Raw genomic sequence first — 24,005 nt, forward strand, 5'->3', positions numbered from 1 at the left:
GACGTTCATATGGGCTTTTTCTATGGTGGCAGATAGAGCGTTACGGGGTATTCGACGAATATGGCACTTCATCAACACCTAAGCCAAGGGGCATGGATTCTAGGATGGCTAACCATAGCAGTCACTGACGTTAAAGCCGAGGGCGCGATCTCACCCACCGTTTCCCCTGCTGTTACAGAAATAGTCTCTGCCATTGCAGTATCGCGCACTGACTTTCGCGTTGAGAGCGATCCGGGCATTAAAATTTCTGTGCGAGAGGTCAAAACCCAGTCAGAATCCACTGGAGTGCCCATTCTCTTGATTCATGGTGGTGGTCCGGGAGGTCTGGCATCCTTTGATTTAGACGTACCAGACTACTCGCTGGCTGCGGACTTTGCCCAGGCCGGGCACCCTGTTTATGTCATGAATGTACGCGGCTGGGAAGATTCGACTCGGCCCGATGGTCTAGATGAACCGGCAGATCGCAATCCCCCGCTAGTTAACTCTGAGGAAGCAGTCCGTGATATTGGTGCCGTAGTGGACTGGATCCGCGATCGCACCACGCAACCCCAAGTTGCCCTGGTTGGTTGGGCCACTGGTGGCCATTGGGCCGGTATGTACACCAGTCGGCATAATGATGTCGTCAGCCATCTCATTATGCTAAACAGCCTCTACAGCGTGAATGCCCCCTGGGTACTGACTGAGCGCTTTGAAGATCCTAATAATCCCGGCAGGTTTAACCCTGATGGGGGTGCCTATCGCTTGGTTGATTACGACGGCTTTCTGCGGGGATGGGACAACTCAATTCCTATCGATAACAAAACTCAATGGCGAGACCCAGCCGTCGCTGATGCCTATGCTCGCACAGCCGTTGAACTCGACCCCACCAGCGCAACTCGCACACCGCCAAGTGCTCGTATTCCTACCGCCTATCGAGAAGAAAGTTTTAACCTGGCTCAGGGGTATCGATACTGGAACACAGAAGATATTTATACCCCCACCCTTGGCATTCGGGGAGAGTTAGATTTTTGGTCTCGGCCAGAAGACTTATCAATATTGGAGACAGAACTGATCAATGCTCCAGTTGTGCAAATGGTAACAATTCCAGATGCAACCCATTACCTGTTCAACGATCGTCCAGAACGGGGACGTGAACGTTTTATTCAAGAGGTATTGATATTCTTGCTAGACTGACTCACATTTTTAGCGACCGTCCCATAATTTTTACTTATGTTCTTTCTTAACGTAGAATTCAGCTTATCGACAGAAGGTCGGTGTCTTTGGGTTTAAAGGCTAACTAGGAGATTTCAGGTCCAAGGTTTCCTATAAACTAGAGCCTTGTATCCTTTGCTACTTGCCCCTTTCATGACAGAGCAGATTAGCCTGTTTAGTAATCAGCTGCCCTCCGAAGTTGATGCCCTATCCCCAGAAACCTGGGAGCAAATTCCCACCCGTGCCAGTATCCCCATTCCCTCGGGCACCTACGAAAATCTAGAACAACTAGCTCAGCACTGCAATCAGTGTCAGCGCTGTGACCTGGCTGGTGGTCGCACCAACGTGGTCGTTAGTCGAGGTAACCCCAACGCCGCCATTATGATTATCGGAGAAGGGCCGGGGCAGCACGAGGACGAACAGGGATTGCCCTTTGTCGGTAAATCAGGTCAGCTGCTGGACAAAATTTTGGCCTCCGTCCGATTGGACATCAAAAACGACGTTTATATCTGCAATGTAGTCAAATGTCGTCCCCCTGGTAACCGCGCCCCCACCGCAGGTGAAGTCGCCGCCTGTATCCCCTACCTGAAAGAACAGGTACGTCTGGTAGATCCAAAAATCATTCTGCTCACCGGCGGCACCGCCCTCAAAGGCCTAGTCGGCGTCAAACAAGGCATCACTAAAGTGCGCGGCAACTGGATGGAATGGGAAGGTCGAAACTGCATGGCCATTTTCCACCCAGCCTACTTATTACGAAACCCCTCCCGCGAAAAAGGCAAACCTAAATGGCTCATGTGGCAGGACATTCAGGAAATTAAAAAAAAGCTCGATGAAGTAAACAGCCAACAAGCATAGTAGTTGCTGGTTGAGATGCACAAGGCCATCCCCTACATAGGTTGTATCGCCCTTGCCTGACAATCCTGCAACCAACGCTGCACCGCCTGCCCCACACTTCCCTGACTACTATCACGGGGCGGCAACAGGTTTTCATCCTCAGCCTCGATCGCAGAAAACATAAACACCATTTGCCATCCCGCTTCATCAGGCGCTAAAAACAACCAATGAAAGTGACTGATGGAAATAGCCTCAGACTCCGAATACTGACGTTCAAGCGTCGTAAAAAACAGCTGCTGCAAATCCTGGCCGTCATCAGGCAGGGTGGTATAAACCCGATCTTTAATCTCCAAAGGAACCCGATCTGGCTGACTAGCCGTAATCACATAAGCTGGCCGATAGGCAGAACGAATATCCGCCACACTGCTTTGCAAAATCCGGTTGGTATAGCTAGGAATATCTCGAATTAACAGAGTCGAGAGAGCTGCAAAATCTTGAGGACAGCTAGCCTGGGGACGAATATAAGGGGTATCGCTTTCAGACTCCTCTTTAAGAGTAGGTTGTTCGATGGAGGACTTTGATACCTTGGCCAGGCCGGGCGAACTACCCAGGGCAAAACTCAACACAATGCAGACGCTTCCCAAAAACCTTTGGGAATACAGGTTGGGCATAAAAGAAGCCATTCGTGCGATCGCTAACACACCACTTACGATTAATCCTAAATTCTGATCGGTAGCATGCAATAGTTCAGGGCGAGCACAAGGCATCACCCCTACGAGATTATCCATTTATCGTAATTTCATCGCAAATCTGTTGAAATGCCGTGGCAGGATTTTCAGCCTGAGTAATCGGACGACCAATGACCAGATAGCTAGCTCCAGCAGCAATGGCCTGACTGGGCGTCATGGCCCGCTGCTGGTCACCTTTAGCAGAACCGGCAGGTCTCACACCAGGGCACACCAACAAGAACTCATCACCGCACACACGGCGCAAAGCTTCTGCCTCTTGGGGAGAACAAACAATACCCCTTAGACCACTATCCTGGGCCAGCAAAGCCATCTGCAATGCATAGTCCTGTAGCTCCAGAGAAACCTTGAGCTCAAACGCCAGAGCCCGGGGATTAATGCTGGTAAGCAAGGTAACCGCAATTAAGTTAGGGGGGACACAGCCTGTGGCGGCAGCCCCTTCCATAGCAGCCGCTTGGGCCGCCTGTAGGGCGACTTTACCCGCCGGAGCATGGACCGTGATCAGATCCACACCATAACCAGCAGCAGCTCGACAGGCTCCCGCCATAGTGTTAGGGATATCGTGGAACTTGAGGTCAAGAAAGATGCGCTTTTGACGCTGTTTTAGCTGTTCTAACATGGCAGGCCCAGCGCTGACAAATAACTCTAGACCCACTTTCCAAAAGGTAACGTTGGGAATGGTATCGACGAGTGCGATCGCATCCTCCATCGTTGGCACATCTAACGGCACAATAATCCGCTCCGCCGCTGATTGCGTGGTCAATTTTTGGGCCATTATGCCACCAGCCTCACAAACTTCTTCTTACCCACCTGTAGCACTTTGCCCACCAGCTCATCGGGGCCAGCAAATTCCACATTGGGGTCGCTGACCTTCTCCCCATCCAACTTCACCGCACCGCCCTTAATCTGACGGCGAGCATCGCTGCTGCTGCTGCATAGAGGCGTTGCCCCTAGCAAATAAAAGACCTTGGCCGGGAAATTCACCGCTGTTAGAGAGAATTCCGGCACCGCCTCTGCCTGACCCGAGCCCCCCTGCACCAGGTTAATGGCGTCCTTTTGCGCCTGCTGCGCAGCCGCTTCACCATGGAACTGACCGGTAACATCTAAAGCCAGCTGCTTTTGAGCCTGCCGTGGATTCTCCGGCAGACTATCCAGGGACCGCTTTGTCAGTAACTCAAAATAGTCAGAAATCAGGGCATCAGGCACCTTCTCTAACTTGGAATACATGGATAGCGGATCTTCTTGCAGCCCCACATAGTTGCCCAAGGATTTAGACATTTTCTGACTGCCATCGGTGCCCAGCAACAGCGGCAGCATCATGCCAAACTGTGGCGTCAGACCAAAATGACGCTGTAAATCTCGTCCCACCGCCACATTAAATTTCTGGTCAGTGCCCCCCAGTTCTACATCGGCCTTAAGCGCCACCGAGTCAAACCCTTGCATCAGGGGATATAAAAACTCGTGGAGATACACCGGATTGCCCTGCTCGTAACGCTTGGCAAAGCCTTCCTTGGCCAGCATCTGACCCACAGTCATGGTACCCAGCAGCTCCAGAATTTTGCCCAGGTCCAACTTCGCTAGCCACTCCGAGTTATAGCGAATTTCTAAACGGCCAGGGGTATCAAAATCGAGAATGGGGCGTACCTGCTCAATATAGGTTTCTGCATTAGCTTTAACCTCAGCCTCCGTCAGCTGTTTGCGCACCTCTGACTTACCAGTGGGGTCCCCAATGCGAGCCGTAAAGTCGCCAATCAACAGGACCGCCGTGTGGCCTGCATCCTGAAACGCCCGCAGCTTTCTCACCGGAATGCTGTGACCCAGATGAATTTCAGAACCCGTGGGATCAATCCCTAATTTGATCCGGAGTGGCCGGTCAGTTTGCTGTAATCTTGCCAACAAACTTTCATTAGGATCGTCTGATTCGGGCTGATGGGGAAATACTTCACTGACGCCGCGATAGATCCCTGCAAACTCCTCAGGGATGGCCGACATTACAAAATTAGAAGCCTCGGTCATAGTGTGTTGGTGTAAAAATGCGCAGTGAACCGCCAAAAATAAATACTGATAACTCCGTAAGACTGCCTAAGTTTTCAAACTTGCCTAGACATCTGCCCGGAATCCACTATAGTAGCGGGTAAATTATCTCCCTTTTCTGATGGATGCATAAGGCCCTTGTGCCTGCATCATGTGGTTAGGGAGATTTAACGGCACACATTGAGTCCTCAACGACCTATCCACCCAATTTTTTCAGATTATAGGTACGTCATTCGTCCGATGCGCTTGCCGCAAATCATTTTACTGGTCTATGGATCAGCTGGAACATTCCTCGGTACTGAATCGGTCCTAGGGGCTTGTTGTTCCTAAAGACGTTTTGAGTACGATCTGGGAAGTCTGACTCTAATTTCGACATCAACCGCATCCACATCTGAAACAACGGTTTTTCTATTTGGGAAGTATTACGTGTTTAATTTGGATGTGATTTAAATTCTGTTTATGGCAGCAGCTTTATAATTACGGGTGCTGATTTAGAGGAGGAGTCGATCTGTTAGAAATGCTATAAGTCGGCATTTTTCAGACGAAATCATCGCTCAGATCAGCCGCGCCTCACTAATCTGGCCTGCCGTGTATTTCCGTAAGGATGTAGCGTATCCGTGGCATTTAATACCATTCGTCAAACCCGAGTTCCTTTGCAGTTTACTGGTGAACCTAAGCTGATGAAGCACATTCAAGATGTGCTTCAGATTAGCGGGGCGACACTATTGACGGCAACCATGCTATGTAGTGCGATCTCAGCTGGTGGCTTAGTGGGTTTAGCCATTAGCTTTCGAAATTTGCCCGATGTGCGATCGCTACGCAACTACATCCCCACCGAAACCAGCTACATCTACGACGTAGACGGCACCCTGCTCGATAGCTTGCACGACGAAGCTAACCGGGAAGTGGTAGACCTCAACGAAATTTCCCCCCACCTCAAGCGCGCGGTTTTGGCCATTGAGGATAGTGACTTTTACGAGCACAGCGGCATCAACCCTGTGGGCATTGGCCGAGCATTTCTAGCCAACTTCCAGGCAGGCAATACAGTGCAGGGTGGTTCAACCATCACCATGCAGCTGATTAAGAACTTATTTTTGAGCCCCCAGCAAGCCATTAGCCGTAAGGTGGCTGAGGTGGTTTTATCGCTGCGCCTTGAGCAAATTTTCGAGAAAGATGAAATCCTCGAAATGTATCTCAATCAGGTGTATTGGGGTCACAATACCTATGGTGTTGAAACCGCTGCCCAGAGTTACTTCAATAAGTCATCCAAGGACTTAACCCTGGCTGAGGCTTCGATGATGGCGGGATTGATTAAAGCGCCTGAAAGCCTGAGTCCATTTGTAGACTACCAGGCCGCAAAGCGAGAGCAGTCTATCGTCCTAGAGCGGATGCAAACGCTGCGGTGGATTACCCCAGCCGAAGCCGAGGCTGCGAAAAAACAACCTCTGCGCTTGGGTAAAGTCACGTCCTTTGTTTCCAGTAAGGCTCCCTACGTCACTGAAGCGGTTGTCCAGGAGCTACAGGAACAATTTGGTCAAGAAGCCGTACTCAAAGGTGGCATGCGAGTGCAGACCACCATTGATATTAAGCTACAGTCCTTAGCTAAACAAACCGTAAAATCGGCCCATGCTAACCGCTTTGGCAACGGTGCCATCGCCGATCAAATGGCTCTGGTTGCCATCGACCCGCGCACCCATTTTGTAAAGGCCATCGTCGGTGGTGTGGACCATGAAAGCAGCCAGTTTAATCGGGCCGTTCAGTCGCGTCGTCAGCCAGGATCAGCCTTCAAACCCTTTGTTTACTATGCGGCCTTTGCCTCAGGTCGGTACACCCCTGATAGCATCGTGGGGGACACACCGGTCACGTATCCCGATGGGTCTGGCTACTATTCACCTAAAAACTATGGTGGTTCCTTTATGGGAAGTATGCCGATTCGGCGTGCATTAGAGCTGTCCCGTAATATTCCCGCCGTAAAACTGGGACAGGCTGTGGGCATCTCGCGGGTGATTGACGTAACCCGTACCCTGGGCATTGAGAGCCCCATGGATCCGGTGATTTCTTTGCCCCTGGGGTCAGCAGAGTTAACCCCCATGGAAATGGCTGGAGCCTATGCCACCTTTGCCAATAATGGTTGGCACTCTGACCCAACCCTGATTGCCCAGGTAACCGACAGTGATGGCAATGTGCTACTTGACAACACGCCTAAACCCCAGCTGGTGCTGGATCCTTGGGCAACAGCGGCCCTCACGGATGTGTTGCGCGGCGTCCTTGAGCGAGGCACGGCCACCAATGCTCGCATTGGTCGACCTGCGGCGGGTAAAACGGGCACCACTGACTCCCAAAAAGATGTCTGGTTTGTGGGCTATGTGCCTCAGCTAGCAGTGGCGATATGGGTTGGTAACGATGACAATAGCCCCATGGGCCGAGGGGCAACGGGCGGCAGCTATGCGGCTCCCATCTGGCGAGATTATATGGTCCAAGCGTTGCGCAATGAGCCGGTTCAGAACTTCCGTCGTCCGTCAGAGTTCATTCGTCCGTAGGGTGGGCAAAAACGAGAGCATAGGCTGACATATGTTTGATGGGGATAACGTTACCGAGGCAGGTGAGTCGCTGCATGGCTTGCTCAAGCAATATGAACAGGCCATTGCTGCTTTAGAGCCGTCTGGCTATGCCCCCCAGGTGATTTTGGAAACGTTGTTGGTGCGCGATCGCATCCAAAGCTTATTAAAAGATGGCACCCTCAATGCTCCAGGTTTGGTACATCTAGATCAGTTGGATGCCCAGCTACAAACCCACGAAAATTCCTTTAGTAAAGCGTCAGACCTGGGACGATGGCGAGAGCTCTATCAGCCGCAGTCAGATGCATGGTGGTGGTATCCAACCACGAAGGATGCTAAACAGCAAAGTCGTTACAATTGGCTTTGGAATGGTCTGTCGATTGTTTTTTTAACCGTATCAGCCAGTTTGATTTTGAATACGGCATCGCGGTTTTGGAGTGGCGGCATTGCATCAGCGGGGACGCTAGCAGTGGCAGCCCAAAGTGTGTTGACACTGATTGTAGGAAAAGGGGCGCTGACAGACTCCGGACGCAAGGCTTGGGAGCAAATTTTGAAGCGGCGTGGTGTGCCTGAGTACCACTGGCAGGAATGGAGCTGTGGGGCAGCGGGCGGTGTGTTTTTGGCAGTGGCAGGCATCCATGGATCAATGCCATTGTTTGCCACCTGGTACAACGGCTGGGGTCTGAAGGATTATGAAAATGATCGGTTGGCCAGTGCCTTGCAAAACTATCAGGTGGCCCTTAACTTAAGCCCTGACTATGCGGAGGCGTACTACCACCTGGGAGTACTGTATGAAGATCTACAACAGCAGCAAGATGCGATTGAGGCGTATCAGTTTGTAGTAGAGAGAGGTCCTGAGGTTGTTGAGTTGCAAACCTGGTTAGAGGCGAATAACAACTTAGGTAGGCTATACATTTTGCAAGAAGATTATCGGGCGGCGGTTGATTTTTTGTGGAGAGGAACTGAAGAAGTCCTAAAAGATGCGGCAGAACCAAACCTGGAGTTTGCGAAGGTAAAGTACAGGCTGCTGAAGAATCTGGGCTGGGCTCGATTAGGGCAGGAACGCTATTTAGATGCTGAAACAAACCTGGATGACGCAATTCTGGTTTTAGAGGAAGAGCTGATTCCTTGGGTTGAGTCCCTGCCTCCAGGTTCAGAAGAAGAGCTGCATCGCGGAGCTGCATATTGCCTGATGGCCCAGGTGTTGGATGCTCAAGAACTGCCGGATGAAGCGGATGGGTTTTGGCAAACCTGTGTGGGCGAGGCGAATCCGGGCTACCCTGACGAAGATACCTGGTTAGGGATTTATGAGCAGAGACTACAGGCTGAGGATGTAGAAGAGACGGGTGAATGACGGGTAGGGAGATGCGGAAGGAAGTAATCGACCGACTGAAGAGTCTGGGTGATACCTGGTTCCCCTTGGCAAGGGGAACCGTCAGGGAGGGGTCTTCGATACTTGCGCCATTGGTCGGGACCCCTCCGCCTGCGGCACCTCCCCTTCTAAAGGGGAGGTCAGTAGCGGCTGGTGGTGAGGCAGAGGGTGTTCAGGCCCCCAAACCCTCACCATATAACAAAATACCTAACCAACCCACTCTTCTCCATTACCGCAACCTCGGTATTCTCGCCTTTCTACTTATACTACAAGGGTTCTTTCCAACAGCGGCTCTAGCCTCTGCCCGCATTGTTAGCATTCAACGAGGAACCGTTCAGGTACAGCGTCGAGGCAGTTCTGGCTATGTGCAAGGAAGAGTAGGAACACAGCTAAATCCAGGGGATGCGTTAATTATTCCCAATCGCAAAACACGGGTGCGGGTGCAGTGCCCCAGTGGAGCCAGGCGACGGGCAACGGCAGGACGACGTTCGGGCATGCGGGTGATTTGTCCGGATTTGGCCCGGTCGACGGATCCGCGTAATGACAATGATTTGTTGCAGTTGCTGGCAGGGCAGTTTCCCTATAAGCCACAGGTTTTAGACACGGTGCCAGGGTTTTATTGGCCTGGCTTGGTAGGTGTGGATGAATATCAGGTGCAGCTATTACAGCAGGAGTATGTGCAGCCGGAATCGGAGGATGCGTTTACCTTTGCGCCAACGGATTTGGTGGAAACGGTGGTGTGGGAATCGACAGTGTTAGGCAACAATCTGGTGTATGACGGCCCTGAATATGAGCCGGGGGAGCGGTATCGGTTTCAGGTGATGGCTGGGACTGAGTTGCACTACAGTGTGGCGTTTCAGGCACTGGCAGTAGAGAAACAGGAAGAGGTTAGTGTTGCTACTGCTAGTCTGACGGATGGCGATGTGTTACTAATGGCCTATGTGCATCTGGAGCAGGGACTGTTTTGGGAGGTGATTGCCACGCTGCGACCGGTAGTGGAAGCGGGCGGCGCTTCGGCAGAGATGCATCGGTTATTAGCGGAGAGTTATTTGCGGGTAGGGCTACCTGGGTTGGCGGAGACGCACTATGGTGCGGCGGTGGCACTGGCGGATGAAAGTGGTGGGGTGAGGACGCGGGCTGAGGGCTGGGTTGGGTTGGCTAAGGTGGCGGCAATGCAGCAGGATAAGGCGTTGGTGCGGCAGCGGTTGGTGGCGGCGCAAGTGTTGTATAGGGCGCTGGAAATGGATGAGGGATGGTTGGAGACTATTGAGGTTTGGTTGGCGGGATTAGATGGGGGTTAGGGGCTTGTATATTTTTGTTATGAAATTGTTCCTCCCCCTGAAAAGGGGAGGTGCCTTAGTCAGAGGGGTCTGTGGTTGTTGGCGCTAGTTATTTAGACCTCTCCCTAATACAGTCACGTTTGCTCAAGCCAGTTAAATTCTTTAAGGGAGTCGACGATCTTGCTGGGGGCAAACCAAGATGGCAGGAATAGCAACTGGATTACTGGCTACGGTTTTAATTACGGGTGGTTTCTCTGCTCAGTCCGTAGGAGGGTGGGCCAAACCGGTGAATAGCTCCCAAACCACATCTATTGCCTTTGTTATCGACGATGCTATTGCCCAAGCCCAGACTCAGCAACGTCAGGGTCAATGGCTAGACGCGATCGCAACCTACAAAACTATTCTCTCAAATTCAGAGAGTACAGCCTTACAACAAGCCCAAGCCGCTTACCAAACAGGCCGCCTCTATCGTCAACTACGGCAATTTGTCAATGCAATTCCCTATTTAGAACAAGCCCAAACCCAGTATCAAGCGGCAGATAATCCCCTGGGAGAGGCTGACACTCTGACTGAACTGGCCTATGTCTATCTATTGTTTGAACGCGAGACGCTGGCCTCTGAAACGTTAGAGCAGGCAAAACGGCTATTCCAGACTCTGTCAGATGGCTCTAGCAGCTCTAAACAAAGCCTAAAGGCAGATATCAGCCGTACCGAGGCAATTATTCAATTTCGACTGGAACAGTATGCTGCTGCCAGGGATCTGGCTAAAATCGCGATCGCAAACTATCAGCAACTGGTCGATAATCCTGATCCAGACAGTCCTGTCGAGGCTATTCTGCAAGACCAATTGCAGGTTGTTTTACAAACTCGAAACGTGGGTCTGGTGGATTTTGTTAACAATGACTTTGACTCTGCTATTACGATCCTGACCGAGGTGATTGAGGGTCTGGAAACCATTTATGCTGAGTATCAACGGTTAGGGAACACAACCGGCATCGCCACCACACAACATTATCTGTGTGAAACCTATAGCTTTGTGGGCGCGTCTCAACCTGCCTTAGGGTACTGTCAGGAGGCCCTGGCCACTTTTCAATCTTTGAACTACGGCCACTGGACAGGTCAGATGTTACAGAGTATTGGCTCAATTTACTATTTTGCTGAACCAAACGATGTCGGGTTGCAGACCGAGGCGGAGGCTCAGCAACAATCGCGTCGGTTTCAAGAACAGGCCATGGCCGCCATGGCAGCAGTTGGTGATGCCTGGAAGGTGGCAGAATATCAGCTGAGCCTGGGGGAAAATTATTTTTTTGTGGGTGACTATGATAGGGCCTTTGAGTTGGAGACCCAGGCCTTGGCCACCTATGAAGCCCTTTTGGAAACACCCTATGGAGAGATTTTAGGGGCCCCTTATCAAGTGGGACAGGCGTTACTACTCAGGGGAGATGTCTTTTATCAGCGGGGAGACTATACCACCGCATTAGAAGACTATCGCCGGGCTGAGGAAATTTATGCACCGCTGTCTCAAGTACCGTTAGCCACCCTAGAAGAAAAGCGTTCCCTGGGCTATGCCCATCTAGATTTGGGGCGTACCTATGAGAAACTGGCGCGCTATGGGGATGCGATCGCATCTCTAGAGAAAGCTCTGGCCATCGGTCGAGACTTTTATGAACCGTTTACCGAGAGCATGGCCCTGGATGGTCTGGCTAATATTTCTCTGGAGCTAGGCGAGTCTGCTCAACAAGAGACATTATCAGCTGAAGCGGAGGAGGTGCGATCTCAGCGGCGAGAGTATCGTATCGGGTTGTTTGAGGCACCAGAAGATGACTTGGCTAATCTGTCACCCGAGGAACAATTGGCCGCCGCCCAGGAGTTGGGCAGTCAGCAACAGGAGGGCTACGCCTATACGTCTATTGGGCTAGAAGCTTACCATAACAATGATTATGAGAATGCCCTTGTGGCCTTTCATCAGGCGATTGCTATCCATCAAGAGGTGGGGGATATCCCAGCGGTGGCCAGTTCGTGGGGTATGGTTGGTCTCAGCTATGAGGGTTTGGGCCAGCTAGAAGCAGCCACTCTGGCATTTCAGAACTCCCTGGCCCTGCATCGTCAAACAGGCGATCGCTTTCAGGCACGGGTGACCTTGCGAGATCTTGCCTATGTTTATTTCCAGCGAAATCAACCGGAAATTGCGATCGCATTTTACAAAGAAGCGGTGACTGTTAGCGAAGCCCTACGGGACGAATTGGAAACACTTCCCCTGGCCCGGCAAGCATCCTATGTGCAAAGTGTGGAAGCCACCTATCGGTTTCTAGCAGACTTGTTATTGCAGCAGGGACGCATTCTGGAAGCGCAGCAAGTCTTAGAACTGTTAAAGGTCCAAGAAATTCGTAACTATATTGATGACCAGCGGGCTGTTAATAGTGCTAGCGGTGTTACCCTACTGCCCCAGGAAGAATCGCTGTTAATCAGCCACGGCAGCCTGGTGGAATTTGGTAAAGCCGTTTCTCAATGTGAACAGAGCCGCTGTGACCAGCTCAGCAAGCTTCGCAATCAGCGCGATGATCTGGCGCGGGCCTATCAAGATAATGTGGATAAACTGTCTAGCTTTATTCGTGAGCAGTTGGCGGCTGATCAGGCCTTATTAGACCCAGAAGATTTAGGCGGTCAGGCCAGGGAAATCCTTAAACAACAGCCTGGTACGGTGGTTATTTATCCGTTAGTGCTGGAGGATAAGCTGTGGTTGCTGTGGGCTACGGAAGGCCGAGTGGTCAGTCGTCGGGAGATTGCAGTCAGTCGTTCTGAGGTGGCCAATGCGGTGGTGCAAATGCGTCAACTGTTGGATAACCCCAGGTCGGATATTGAGACCCTACAAGCGACGGGGCAACAACTTTATCAGTGGTTAGTTCAACCCATTGAAGAAGAATTAGAGGCGGGGAGCATTACAAATCTGGTGTTTGCCCTGGACCGTAACCTGCGCTATGTGCCCATGGCGGTTCTGCATGATGGGGAGCAATATCTGGTTGAGAAATATGGCATCAGTCACATTTTGTCAGAGGAGCTGACGGACTGGCGCGATCGCTTTCCTGCTGACATAAGCGTTTTAGCGGCTGGGGTTTCAGCGGGTACAGCGGATTTTAATCCGTTGCCCTATGTGCCGGTGGAGTTAGATGGCATTGTGCGAGAGGACGGTGAGGATACGAACGGGATTTATGACGGCACCAGTTTGTTGGATGAGGCGTTTACGTTTAATAGTTTGCGGGATGGGTTAACTGGGCAGAACATTTTGCACATTGCCACCCATGGTGAGTTTGTGCCGGGCCGTTCGGATGAGTCTTATTTGCTGTTGGGAGATGGTGAGCGGCTGCCGATTCCGGAGATTCGGATTTTGGGGGATTATCTGGAGGATGTGCATTTGGCGGTGCTGTCGGCCTGTGAGACGGGTTTAGGGGGTGCCAAGGCGGATGGTTTGGAAATTCAGGGGATGAGTTATTTCTTTTTGGACCATGGGGTGGAGTCGGTGCTGGTGTCGCTGTGGCGGGTGAGTGATGTGAGCACGAGTTTGCTGATGCAGCAGTTTTATCGGAATTTGGCGACGGGTGAGTTGTCTAAAACTGAGGCGTTGCGACAGGCTCAGTTAATGTGGATTGGGTCTGGGGAGGAGTTGGCGGCGGATACGGCGCGGATTATTGGTCAGCGAATGACTGAAGAACAGGGGAGTACGTTATTGTTGCATCCGTATTATTGGGCTCCGTTTATTTTGATTGGTAATGGTCTGTAGGTCTTGCTGATTAGGAGATTTCTACCGATACCGTTGGCTGAGCGAAGTCGAAGCCAACAATCTCAGCCAGCGTGCCCTGAGCGGAGTCGAAGGGCACGATTATTCTCCGAAACACCCAAATGGGAATTGTAAATACAAATAATCCTTCCTTGAGCTGCGCCTATGCAACGTTTTCTCCAAACCTTGATTGTCATAGGTGCCCTCATATCACCTGTAGCCCTGCCAATGCCGCAGGCAGTCGCCCAAGAAACCATTGAACCTATCACCGACGAAGATCAGGCCATACAGCTGCATAATCAAGGCCTGGAGCAGTTTAATCGCGGTCAATATCAAGAGGCATACATCTCCTGGCAAATGGCCCTTGAACTTTTTCAAGCCTCCGGTAACCGTGAGAACCAGGTCAATACCCTCAACAGTCTAGGAATTCTTTTTCGCACCTTGGGCCAGGCTGAACCAGCACTTGACCATCACCAACAATCCCTCGACATTGCCCGAGAGTTTCATAATATCCCCGCAGAAAGTAGAGCCTTAACCGGCCTGGGCCAGGTATATGACATGCTCGGTCAATACCCACAAGCCATTGACCATTATGAACAAGCTCTGGCGCTTAACCTCGAGCCCCAGGCACATATCTTTGCTCTGGGTAATCTGGGTAGTACTTATATGAATCTAGGCCAATATCAACGGGCCATTGAATACTACGAACAAGTACTGCCTTTGGTGCGTGCAAACGATAATCGTCTCGGCGAAAGCTCGGTTTTGGGTAATTTAGGCATTGCCTACGACAACCTGGGCCAGTATCAACGGTCCCTCAGCCTATTAGAACAACAACTGACCATCGCCCGTGAACTTGACTATAGAGCTGGGGAAAGTCGTAGCCTGGGAAATTTAGGGAATGTCTATATTGACCTGGGGCAGTACCAGCAGGCCATTGACCTATTGGAACAACAACTGGCCATTACCCGAGAACTTGGCGATCGCCCTGGGGAACGACGGACCTTAGGTAACTTGGGCAATGCCTATTCCCGGTTGAATCAAATTGAGGTGGCGATTGATTTTTATGGGCAAACCCTTGCGATCGCACGCGAACTAGGTAATCGCGTTGATGAAGGTCGCTCCTTAGGTAATTTAGGCTATGGTTACAGTCGTTTAGGTCGGTGGCATCAGGCCATCAACTTTTTAGAACAGCAGCTAGTGATTGCCCGTGAGCTAGGAGATCTGCCTGGAGAAGGCCGAGCTTTGGGAAATCTAGGCCATGTCTATGGCCGTTTGGGGCAATCTCAAAAGGCGATTGAGTATTTTGGTCAAACTCTGGCCATCAGTGGTGAAAGTGGCGATCGCCACGAAGCCGGACTGGCCCTAAGCAACCTGGGTTATGCGTTTCAGGCAGATGACCAACCGGAATTAGCCATTGCCTTTTTTAAGGAGGCGGTCACGGTACGGGAAAATATTCGTCAGGATATCGCAGATCAGGCTTTGCTACAGTCCTACACGGATACGGTGGCGGATAGCTATCGTACGTTAGCTGGCCTACTGTTGGAGCAAGGGAGAGTTCTCGAAGCCCAGGAGGTATTGGAACTACTTAAAGTTGAGGAGTTAACAGAGTATACGGACGAACGGGCTGGCGATAGCGATGCGAAAGTGACGCTGCTACCAAAGGAAAAGGAAATGGTAGAGCAGTACTCCTCATTGGTGGAATTTGGTAAACAGCTGCAGGACTGTGAAGCGACTAAATGTGAGAAATTAGGAGATTTGAGATCTCAACGGGACGATCAGTTTCGTCAATATCGAGAAGCCGTCAACAGCCTCAACACCTTTGTTGGCGATCGCCTGGCAGAGGGCGACAAATCTAACCTTTTGTTAGATCCTGAGAACTTTGCGACAACGGCCAAAGATATTATTGATCAGCAACCTGGCACCGTTGTTATTTATCCGTTGGTGCTTAAAGACAAACTGTGGTTGCTGTGGGCTGCCGATGGTCGTGTCATTGGTCGACGAGAACTGCCTGTGAGCCGTCAGGAGGTTGGCCAGACCGTGGTTCAGTTTAGAACCTTGGTGGAAAATCGCAATTCTGACATCGAAGAAATTCAGCGCCTGGGACAACAGCTTTATGACTGGTTAATTGCCCCCTTTGAAACAGAGCTTGCCAGTAACCAGGACATAAAACACCTGGTTTTCTCTCCAGATCGGGTAATCCGTTATTTACCCCTGGCGGCCCTTTACGATGGTGAACAATATTTAATTGAAAAATATACTGTTGGCACAATTTTATCGGCTGCGCTTACGGATGTGACTGATCGCTCTCCGGTAGGGACCGATGGTGTTTCGATATTGGGTGTGGGTGTGTCACAACAAATTGGAAACTTTAACGCTCTCCCTAATGTGCCCATTGAGCTAGATGCCATTATCCGTGAAGAAGACAACCCCAACGACACCAAAGGTATTTACCCTGGGCAACAGTTACTTGATGATGATTTTACATTTGAGACATTGCGAGATTCCCTTGGTGGTCAACAAATTCTCCATATGGCCACCCATGGTGAATGGGTAGCGTCTGAGGACGATCCTTACTTGCTTATGGGCGACGGACAACGGCTACCTACCCCAAAAATTGATGATCTAAGCAGCTATTTGGAAGATGTACATTTAGTTGTCCTGTCCGCCTGTCAAACTGCATTGGGTGGGGATGACAAAGATGAAATAGAAGTGGTGGGTCTGAGCTACTGGTTTCTAAAAAGTCAGGTTGATGCGGTAATGGCTTCTCTTTGGAACGTCAATGACTCAAGTACTAACGTGTTGATGCAAAATTTTTACACCAATTTGGCCCAAAGCACCGCAGCTAACCCCGTCACTAAAGCTGAGGCATTACAAACGGCCCAAATTGCCTTTATCCAGAGTACAGACTCAATAACAACCAGTGGCGATCGCATTATTGGCCAACGCGAAACTGAAGGTAATGGCTCAACACTGTTTGCCCATCCCTACTATTGGGCACCGATGACGTTAATCGGCAATACCCTGTAGCCACTAAACCACCTCAACCGAAATCGAAAATGCTGCAATATCAGCGGTTTGAATCTGGGGCAGCTCATCCGTCATCGCTGTATTATCCAACGGTGCACTCCGGGAAGAACTGATCTCACCCAGCAGCGTATTCACCGCTCTCAACGATAGCTCAGCCGACTCACTGTCACTACGCTCACCCAGGGCTTGCAGCGTGGCTAGCGTTTGCAGCTGGGCCAACCCTTCCACAAACGGCTCTCGACTTGCAATAATTAATGCCTCGGCCCGACCCCGTTCTTGACCATAGAGCGGCTTTTCTTTTTCTGACAAAGATGGGGCATAAAGCTCTGTACCATTGCCCTCCAGACGACTCTCAGCAATCTGTTGTTCACGGCCCTTTTGAGGACGCGGCAAAACCACAAACATCCGCCCATCGGTAACAAATATCACAATGCTGATATACAGAGGCTCAGGCTCGTGATTAACTACCCGAAATCGAAAATCTTGATCTAGCAAAATTTGGTGAGTACCCCCTGACTGTGCCTCACCCGATTCACCACGGGGGGTGAAGGCTGAGGCAATCAGTTCAACCTGTTCACCAGCTACTTCAGCTACTTCACCAATAATGGAGGCGTCTACCTTCAACCGGGCAGAATTAGCTTTGAGTAGAGATTTGATTAATCGGGCGGCTAGTAAGGACTGAAGCTTGGGGGTGAGGCGTGTCACGGCATCCGTAGCTGACTCTGCAGCATCACGGCCAAAGGAGCCCGGTATCCACTCATCAAGACTTTGGGAAAATAGGCCAATTCTGTCCGTATTGGGGACCGCTTTATCTTTAAACCGTCGCTTATATCCAGCCGTCATTCGACTGAGGATGTAGTGCACCTCTTTTTCGTAGGGAACATTGCTCCCCTGGTGAGGGACCCCAACCACCCGAGGAATGGCACCTAACTGCTGCTGAATCCGGCTAGTATAAAGACCCAAAGACGGATCAATGCCAATCCGTAGCTGCAACTCAGGCGATACCACCCGAGAAAATTCCTGTAGCAATGTTCCTGCTGGCACTGCCGAAGGGAGCTGGATAACACCCCGCATACCCTGGCGTGACAATAGCTCCACCTCACCCAGTGATTCAAAGCCTGCCGGGGTAAACTTAGCCCCCCGACCAAAGGTGGTAATACTTTCATGGTCGATCCCCCCAAGCCATACGGTGGCCTGATCACCATCCACCTGAGTAACAACGGCCTCAGCCGGTGGAATTTGTTTTTTCTCAGGAACAAAGTAGATATCTGACTGGGCTTGTTCCGATGGGGCATCCAGAAAAGGAATCTGACCAGACAAATCCTTCATATCACGGGTAATGCGCACCACAGTACCTTGACTGCTATCGGTCTGTTGCCACAGATACTGGGTGAGCAGGTAGGTAAAGGCTCCCGCATAAAACCCGTCAAAGCCTACATCAACAGCTTCTTCATCTTTTTGGGCAGCAGCGATGACCACCCCTTTAGCCACACCAATATTGCGACGATTTTGCAGAGTCGGAACATCTACACCTAACGTCCGCAACCACTGGCTTTGATACGCTAACTCTGCTGCACTCGCCTGATACGAATTGCCATCAAAACCTGAGCGCACCCGCACATTCCCACGGGTACCGCCGCCGGCGTAGCAGCTGTCCAAGACAACACTGACCTGGTCCGTTGATAACGCCGACGTCAGCAAAAACAACGTCCGTCCCATGATGTCATCAACGTCAGTGCCATTTTCTTGAATGTCACCAGGTACAAAAGTACTGTTAAGCCCATCACCATCAGGGGAATTGGGCTCTAACACCTGGGAACCATGGCCCGAGAAATGAAAAACCACCACATCCCCAGGCTGAGCCTGATGGATCAGATGCTCTTCAAAGGCTGCCAGAATATTGCTGCGGGTAGGCTTATGTGCCGCATCATCACTAAGGACCAGAATATCGCTGGCCTGAAATCCAAAGCGATGTATCAGTAGCTCGCGTTGTAGCTCTACATCCGTTGTACAGCCTCGTAAATTTGTAAAGCGACTGTTACCAGCAGGATATTGATTGACACCGACTAGCAACGCCAATTTTCGAGTCGTCGGTTGGGCTAATGCCTGACCGTAGCGTAGACCGTGGGAAACAAGTTGCCGCTCACTTAGCCCGTAAGCTGCCAATGTGGTCCCGGCAAACTGTAAAAAACGGCGACGGTTAAATGTCGGCATAAGGTATCCCTTTCAAGCAGCCCGTAGGGTGGGCAATAGAAACTGCTCAGGCATACCGCAGCAGGATATCCAATGCCCACTTTCGAACAGGTTATGTCTCTTTGATTTCAGACTTCATGCGGTCTAGGGTCATCTGCATCTGGTCAAACATCTTTTGTGGTGTCATCCCAAATTGACCCAGATGGGTTTTCAGCTGTTCCATCGTAAGTTGAGCTGTGAAATCTTCGGACAGCTCAAATCGTTTCATAAAGACGCGATATCGATCCATGATGCTTTCCATCTGCTCGATGTATAGCTTCTTGCCATCGCGATCAAATTTGCCGTAGCTGCTACCGAGCTGCATGAGGGCCTGATAATCCTGAAAGAGCTTCGTGGCTTCCTGCTGCACGATCTCTGAATCAAAAAAGCTCATACATCTACTCCCAGGGGCTTACTTTCATTGGCTGCGCGCTATCTGTAAGCGTTAACGTTGACTACTCTTTCAGAGTAAAAGCTCGTTTCGATATACGCAAAGGTGAGATATCCCCACCTAATACCTACTAGCGATCACCTAGCGACCCAGTAATTTCTTAAGCCAAGATTGTTGCCCTGACTCAGGCTTAGGGTCTGGTGGAACCACCTGACTAGCTGCCTTACGCTTTTCAGCCATGCGTTTTTCTAAAACTTGACTATATTTCAACGCTACGGAATGGTTGGGGTTTAATTCTAAAACACGCTTCAAATGGGCACGGGCCATGCCGTAAGACTTCTTCATCAAATAGGCTTGGCCGAGCATTGAGTGAAGTTCAATCCCATTGGGTGCGATCTTAAGCGCTTCTCTCAGCTCCTGAATGGCTAGATTGTAATTACGCTGGTTCAGATATGTCCGAGCTCGAATACCATATTTTTCAGCGTAGTTGATAACAGGGGGTTCCGGCGGTTTAGGATCTTCCTTCTTTTCTTCTTCTTCTGAAGGGGTATGGTCAACGGCAACTAAGCCAGTACGCTTAGGTCGAATAGGCTTACTGATCTTACGGTGTAGAAATGCTAGGTTGAGCTGACTTAGACCCGACAGCACCATGGCAAACTCATCGGTCGAGCTGAACTGGGTTGTTACTAGCTGATTAACCGTATTTTCATAAAAAACTTCCACTTCTGCTTCTGGAATACGCAAAAGCTGTTGAGCGCTTTCAAAAGAAGGCGCGAGTTTGCCTTGACGATCGAGTTGCCTAGCGCGAAACCGCATGTTGGCCAAAACTTCGGAGCGATTCTTCTCTTGCTTAAGCCGTTGATAGCCAGGGTTGATGACCTTAGCAATCAGCTGCTCAGATATTTGACTAATGGCAGTGGGGTTAGTCGCTTGAACATCGGGATGAAGAAGTTTTGCTATCTGGCGATAGCGCTTAAGAATGCGACGATCTTCAGCATTTAGAGAGAGGCCTAGGGCAGCGTAGGGATCTTTCTCAGCAACTGTGATCCATTCATCTTGAAATGACTTGGCGTTGGTCATGCAACAGGAGGCTAAGAATTGGCTCACGTACAATTCATAAACAACACGAGATTGCTAAATTCCGGCGACTACTAACATTTGAACCGTCCGTTAGATATAAAAGTAACCGAATTTTTAGCGTTTTAAGTTTTGATTTCTGACCTTAGGGATTACTTTCAGGAGAATGCACAAACTAACTTTGCAAAAAGCATACAGTCTATAAGCACAAACGTTTTGGATGGATGAGGTATGGATACCTCTATAAATTCTAGATTCTCCAGTCAAAATATCCCTTGGGGTCAAGCATGATGGATGCATCATGTTATATAAACACATATCAAATTCTAGCTGTTTCATTGGAAAATTAGGCACCCTCTATAGTGCTCAATTACTAAAATTCGCGATGTCGTACCTTCAAGTTAAAACCAAGGCTGTTTATGGATGATCATCAAACTAATCATCAGAAAAATAGAAAAATCGCAGCCTTACTCGCATTTATAGGGGCAATTCAGCCAACTCCGGTTCCTTTTGCTGGGATTCATAAGTTTTATTTAGGTCAGTATGGCTGGGGGATGGCTTATTTGCTTTTGGGGGCAACCCAGGTACCACGGTTTGCCTGCCTGCTTGAAAGCATTTGGTATTTAACTGAGCCTCTGTTCCAAAGGCTTTGGCAGCATAATAACCAGAGGGCTTCACCCATCCCTAACCTGGGTGAAGCCGTTGAAGGTGTGGCGAATAGCCTCCGAGAAATCGAGCATTTGCGGCAGGAAGGGCTGCTGTCAGAGTATGAGTTTGAGCAAAAACGACGCAGTTTGCTAGAGCAAATACCCTGATGCAATGGAGGCCTTGAGTGACCCGTCAGAAATCCCCACAGTCATGGCGACGTTTTTGGGTTAAACAGGCCCTGCGAGGTTTGGATGCCCTAGAAGCTGGGCTTACTCCCTTGAGAAAAAAGCTGGCTCAGGATAATTACTATCGCTTTAGCTCAGTTGATGAAGTGCAATTGGGAGCAAAGTTGGGAGTGCGGATTGACGCCAATCGCGCCACTGTCGATGACTGGTTACGATTGCCAGGTATTTCGATTCATCAGGCGAGGTCTTTGGTGGAACTCAGTCGTTCGGGCACGCTGCTAACCTGTTGGGACGATGTTGCAGCCATCACTGGCATCGGTTTACAGCACCTGCAGGCATTTGAGGGTATGGTGCAGTTTTATTATTACGATCTCGATAGTGAGGTTATGCCCAGACAGCTGCTGATTAATCAGGCAAGTGCTAGGGAGTTAACAACAATTCCGAGTATTGATCTAGCACTTGCTGAGCGGTTGGTTTACGGTCGTCATCGCTATGGTCCCTACAGGGATTGGTTAGATCTAAAACGGCGACTACAGCTACCTCCTAATGTGATAACAGAGTTATTGCACTATTTGCGTTTTTAAGGTGAATGAACGCTGTATCCCTTGCCTATGTAGACATTGGGACGATAAGAAACGGCTGAAGGGAAATCTATTTAATCTGAAAATCTCTCATCCGGTCGGGTACTGTGCGGAAAACGGTTGAGTTGACTTGGTGATAGGTATATCAAGTTATGGTGATGAGACTCACACCAATCTTGTAAAACGCGGAGTTTACTTGAGTTGTCTGCAAATTCTACGGGAATATCCTGGGTCTGTCCGTGGAATTGAGTAGGTTGAGATAAGTATAGAGTCGGGACCATGCAGGGACTAACAAAGGTCAGTAAGGCAATTCATCGTGGGATCACAGCTGTTGCAATGACGATTGCGATCGCTACAATTTACGCAGCCATGCCCGCTGAGAATCAGGCAAACAGCGGAGAGGTATTAAGACACCAGATACAGGCTATTTTAAAACTTCATCAAGCTGATAAAGAAATTACGCAGGACATGCAAGACTCCCAAGAGAGTTTAGCAACACTCTTACTGAGCTCCCGAACCAAGGCTTACAGCCATCAGTGAACAGCTGTAGGTTAACATTTATTGCATTAGATTTAGCTGACCGCGATTTTGGGCACGTTCCGTAACAATATCCTTGGATCCGGCGTTGGCTCCCATACCATAGGGACTATGACTAAATCTCTACTGACTGATGCCAGCCGTCGCCTGGATCGGGCACTCAAGTACGTGACGATTTCTGAGGATGCGGCGGAGCGGTTAAAAGCCCCCAAAGCAAGTCTTAAGGTGTCTATTCCGGTGCGTATGGATGACGGATCCCTGAAGGTTTTTGAAGGATACCGTGTGCATTTTGATGACACTCGTGGACCCACAAAGGGAGGGATTCGCTTCCACCCCCAGGTGACGTTGGATGAAGTTCAGTCCCTGGCGTTTTGGATGACGTTTAAATGTGCGGCGCTCAATATCCCGTTTGGTGGGGCCAAGGGAGGCGTTACCCTTAACCCAAAAGAGCTTTCCAAAGCAGAGTTGGAACGGTTAAGCCGAGGATATATTGATGCGATCGCAAACTTTATTGGTCCTGATACAGATATTCCGGCCCCCGATGTCTACACAAATCCCATGATCATGGGGTGGATGATGGATCAGTACAGCATCATCCGCCAGCAGCGCAGCCCGGCAGTGATTACCGGTAAACCTGTGGCCCTGGGGGGGAGTTTAGGTCGATCTACAGCGACGGGGACTGGTGCGTTTTACGTGCTAGAAGCCATGATGGAGCATCTGTCAAACAAACGATCAGGCAAACAGCCATCCTCTCCAAAAACTGTTGCCGTTCAAGGTTTTGGTAATGCTGGTGCGGTGGTCGCTCGGCATCTATTTGACGCAGGTTACACCATTGTTGCCGTGAGTGATTCGCGTGGGGGCATTTATACCCCTAATGGACTAGATATTCCCAGTATTCAAAAATTCAAGGCTGATACCCGCTCTGTTAAAGCCGTCTACTGTGATGGCAGTGTGTGCAATCTTGTTGAGCACGAAGTGATTACCAACGATACGTTGCTCAGCTTAGATGTGGATATCTTGATTCCAGCGGCATTGGAAAACCAAATTACCGCAGCCAACGCCGATGCGATTCAAGCTCGCTATATCTTTGAAGTGGCCAACGGGCCCATCAGTACCGACGCCGACGACATTTTAGAGGCCAAAGGCATTACCGTCTTTCCCGATATTTTGGTCAATGCCGGGGGAGTGACCGTGAGCTATTTTGAGTGGGTGCAAAATCGCAGCGGTCTGTATTGGACCCTCGACGAAGTTAATCAACGCCTGAAGAAACAAATAGTGGCGGCGGCCGATACGATTTGGCACATTGCCCAAACCCACAAAACATCGGTGCGCACGGCGGCCTATATCCATGCCCTGAATAGCTTAGGTGCAGCCATGGATGCACGGGGCACACGGGCGGATTATGTGTCGGGGAATAGAGAATAACCCTATGTAGGGGCGTTCCATGGAACGCCCCTACATAGGGTATGGAGAAGGTAAAATTGCTAGGCACATTATTAGGCCTGGAATGACCGCTGAAAAATCTTCTCCCGAAACC

Annotated in this window: 17 protein-coding genes; 11 read left to right on the forward strand and 6 right to left on the reverse strand. The window is 50.2% G+C overall.

Annotated elements, in window-relative coordinates:
- Nucleotides 1-60: 60 nt before the first annotated feature.
- Both SPB21_RS09490 and SPB21_RS09495 read left to right on the forward strand, forming a co-directional pair.
- Nucleotides 61-1,173: an alpha/beta fold hydrolase gene (locus SPB21_RS09490; RefSeq protein WP_499866409.1), complete on the forward strand. Its 1,113-nt coding sequence runs from the start codon at nt 61-63 to the stop codon at nt 1,171-1,173.
- A 171-nt stretch (nt 1,174-1,344) separates the two neighbouring features.
- Nucleotides 1,345-2,046, forward strand: coding sequence for a uracil-DNA glycosylase (locus SPB21_RS09495; RefSeq protein ID WP_499058572.1), 702 nt, complete (start codon nt 1,345-1,347; stop codon nt 2,044-2,046).
- Nucleotides 2,047-2,078: 32 nt separating this feature from the next.
- Here SPB21_RS09495 and SPB21_RS09500 read toward each other — a convergent pair whose 3' ends face one another.
- The 3 genes from SPB21_RS09500 to tyrS are packed head-to-tail and all read right to left on the reverse strand — an operon-like array spanning nt 2,079 to nt 4,763.
- Nucleotides 2,079-2,813, reverse strand: coding sequence for a hypothetical protein (locus SPB21_RS09500; RefSeq protein ID WP_499866410.1), 735 nt, complete (start codon nt 2,811-2,813; stop codon nt 2,079-2,081).
- On the reverse strand, nt 2,806-3,546 hold the full coding sequence (gene pyrF / locus SPB21_RS09505) for an orotidine-5'-phosphate decarboxylase (RefSeq protein ID WP_499866411.1): 741 nt from the start codon (nt 3,544-3,546) through the stop codon (nt 2,806-2,808). Before pyrF ends, SPB21_RS09500 begins: the two co-directional genes overlap by 8 nt.
- Complete coding sequence (gene tyrS / locus SPB21_RS09510) at nt 3,546-4,763, reverse strand: tyrosine--tRNA ligase (protein WP_499868688.1); 1,218 nt, start codon at nt 4,761-4,763, stop codon at nt 3,546-3,548. Before tyrS ends, pyrF begins: the two co-directional genes overlap by 1 nt.
- Before the next feature lie 659 nt (nt 4,764-5,422).
- Between tyrS and SPB21_RS09515 the strand changes: the two genes are divergently transcribed.
- The 5 genes from SPB21_RS09515 (at nt 5,423) to SPB21_RS09535 (ending at nt 16,817) form a co-directional block, all read left to right on the forward strand.
- On the forward strand, nt 5,423-7,345 hold the full coding sequence (locus SPB21_RS09515) for a transglycosylase domain-containing protein (protein WP_499866412.1): 1,923 nt from the start codon (nt 5,423-5,425) through the stop codon (nt 7,343-7,345).
- Between the two features lie 31 nt (nt 7,346-7,376).
- Nucleotides 7,377-8,717: a tetratricopeptide repeat protein gene (locus SPB21_RS09520; protein WP_499866413.1), complete on the forward strand. Its 1,341-nt coding sequence runs from the start codon at nt 7,377-7,379 to the stop codon at nt 8,715-8,717.
- 11 nt (nt 8,718-8,728) lie between these two features.
- Nucleotides 8,729-10,036: a tetratricopeptide repeat protein gene (locus tag SPB21_RS09525; protein WP_499866414.1), complete on the forward strand. Its 1,308-nt coding sequence runs from the start codon at nt 8,729-8,731 to the stop codon at nt 10,034-10,036.
- A 178-nt stretch (nt 10,037-10,214) separates the two neighbouring features.
- Complete coding sequence (locus tag SPB21_RS09530) at nt 10,215-13,793, forward strand: CHAT domain-containing protein (RefSeq protein WP_499866415.1); 3,579 nt, start codon at nt 10,215-10,217, stop codon at nt 13,791-13,793.
- 162 nt (nt 13,794-13,955) lie between these two features.
- A complete protein-coding gene (locus tag SPB21_RS09535) occupies nt 13,956-16,817 on the forward strand; it encodes a CHAT domain-containing protein (RefSeq protein ID WP_499866416.1) in 2,862 nt (953 codons plus the stop codon).
- A gap of 3 nt (nt 16,818-16,820) precedes the next feature.
- Here SPB21_RS09535 and SPB21_RS09540 read toward each other — a convergent pair whose 3' ends face one another.
- The 3 genes from SPB21_RS09540 to SPB21_RS09550 all read right to left on the reverse strand — a co-directional run bounded on the left by SPB21_RS09540 (nt 16,821) and on the right by SPB21_RS09550 (nt 20,520).
- Nucleotides 16,821-19,031, reverse strand: coding sequence for a caspase family protein (locus SPB21_RS09540; RefSeq protein ID WP_499866417.1), 2,211 nt, complete (start codon nt 19,029-19,031; stop codon nt 16,821-16,823).
- 91 nt (nt 19,032-19,122) lie between these two features.
- A complete protein-coding gene (locus tag SPB21_RS09545) occupies nt 19,123-19,443 on the reverse strand; it encodes a DUF1825 family protein (RefSeq protein WP_163664053.1) in 321 nt (106 codons plus the stop codon).
- Nucleotides 19,444-19,581: 138 nt separating this feature from the next.
- Nucleotides 19,582-20,520, reverse strand: coding sequence for a J domain-containing protein (locus SPB21_RS09550; protein ID WP_163664055.1), 939 nt, complete (start codon nt 20,518-20,520; stop codon nt 19,582-19,584).
- Nucleotides 20,521-20,936: 416 nt separating this feature from the next.
- Between SPB21_RS09550 and SPB21_RS09555 the strand changes: the two genes are divergently transcribed.
- From SPB21_RS09555 to SPB21_RS09570, 4 genes are all read left to right on the forward strand, one after another.
- A complete protein-coding gene (locus SPB21_RS09555; RefSeq protein WP_163702180.1) occupies nt 20,937-21,332 on the forward strand; it encodes a hypothetical protein in 396 nt (131 codons plus the stop codon).
- Between the two features lie 17 nt (nt 21,333-21,349).
- Nucleotides 21,350-21,934, forward strand: coding sequence for a ComEA family DNA-binding protein (locus tag SPB21_RS09560; RefSeq protein WP_499866418.1), 585 nt, complete (start codon nt 21,350-21,352; stop codon nt 21,932-21,934).
- 276 nt (nt 21,935-22,210) lie between these two features.
- Nucleotides 22,211-22,471 (forward strand): hypothetical protein, encoded by a 261-nt coding sequence (locus tag SPB21_RS09565; RefSeq protein ID WP_163664058.1) that lies wholly within the window; start codon nt 22,211-22,213, stop codon nt 22,469-22,471.
- Between the two features lie 108 nt (nt 22,472-22,579).
- Nucleotides 22,580-23,893: a Glu/Leu/Phe/Val family dehydrogenase gene (locus tag SPB21_RS09570; RefSeq protein WP_163664060.1), complete on the forward strand. Its 1,314-nt coding sequence runs from the start codon at nt 22,580-22,582 to the stop codon at nt 23,891-23,893.
- Nucleotides 23,894-24,005: the final 112 nt, after the last annotated feature.

The sequence above is a fragment of the Leptothoe sp. ISB3NOV94-8A genome (assembly GCF_043421595.1).
Classification (GTDB): Bacteria; Cyanobacteriota; Cyanobacteriia; order Phormidesmidales; family Phormidesmidaceae; genus Leptothoe; species Leptothoe turfae.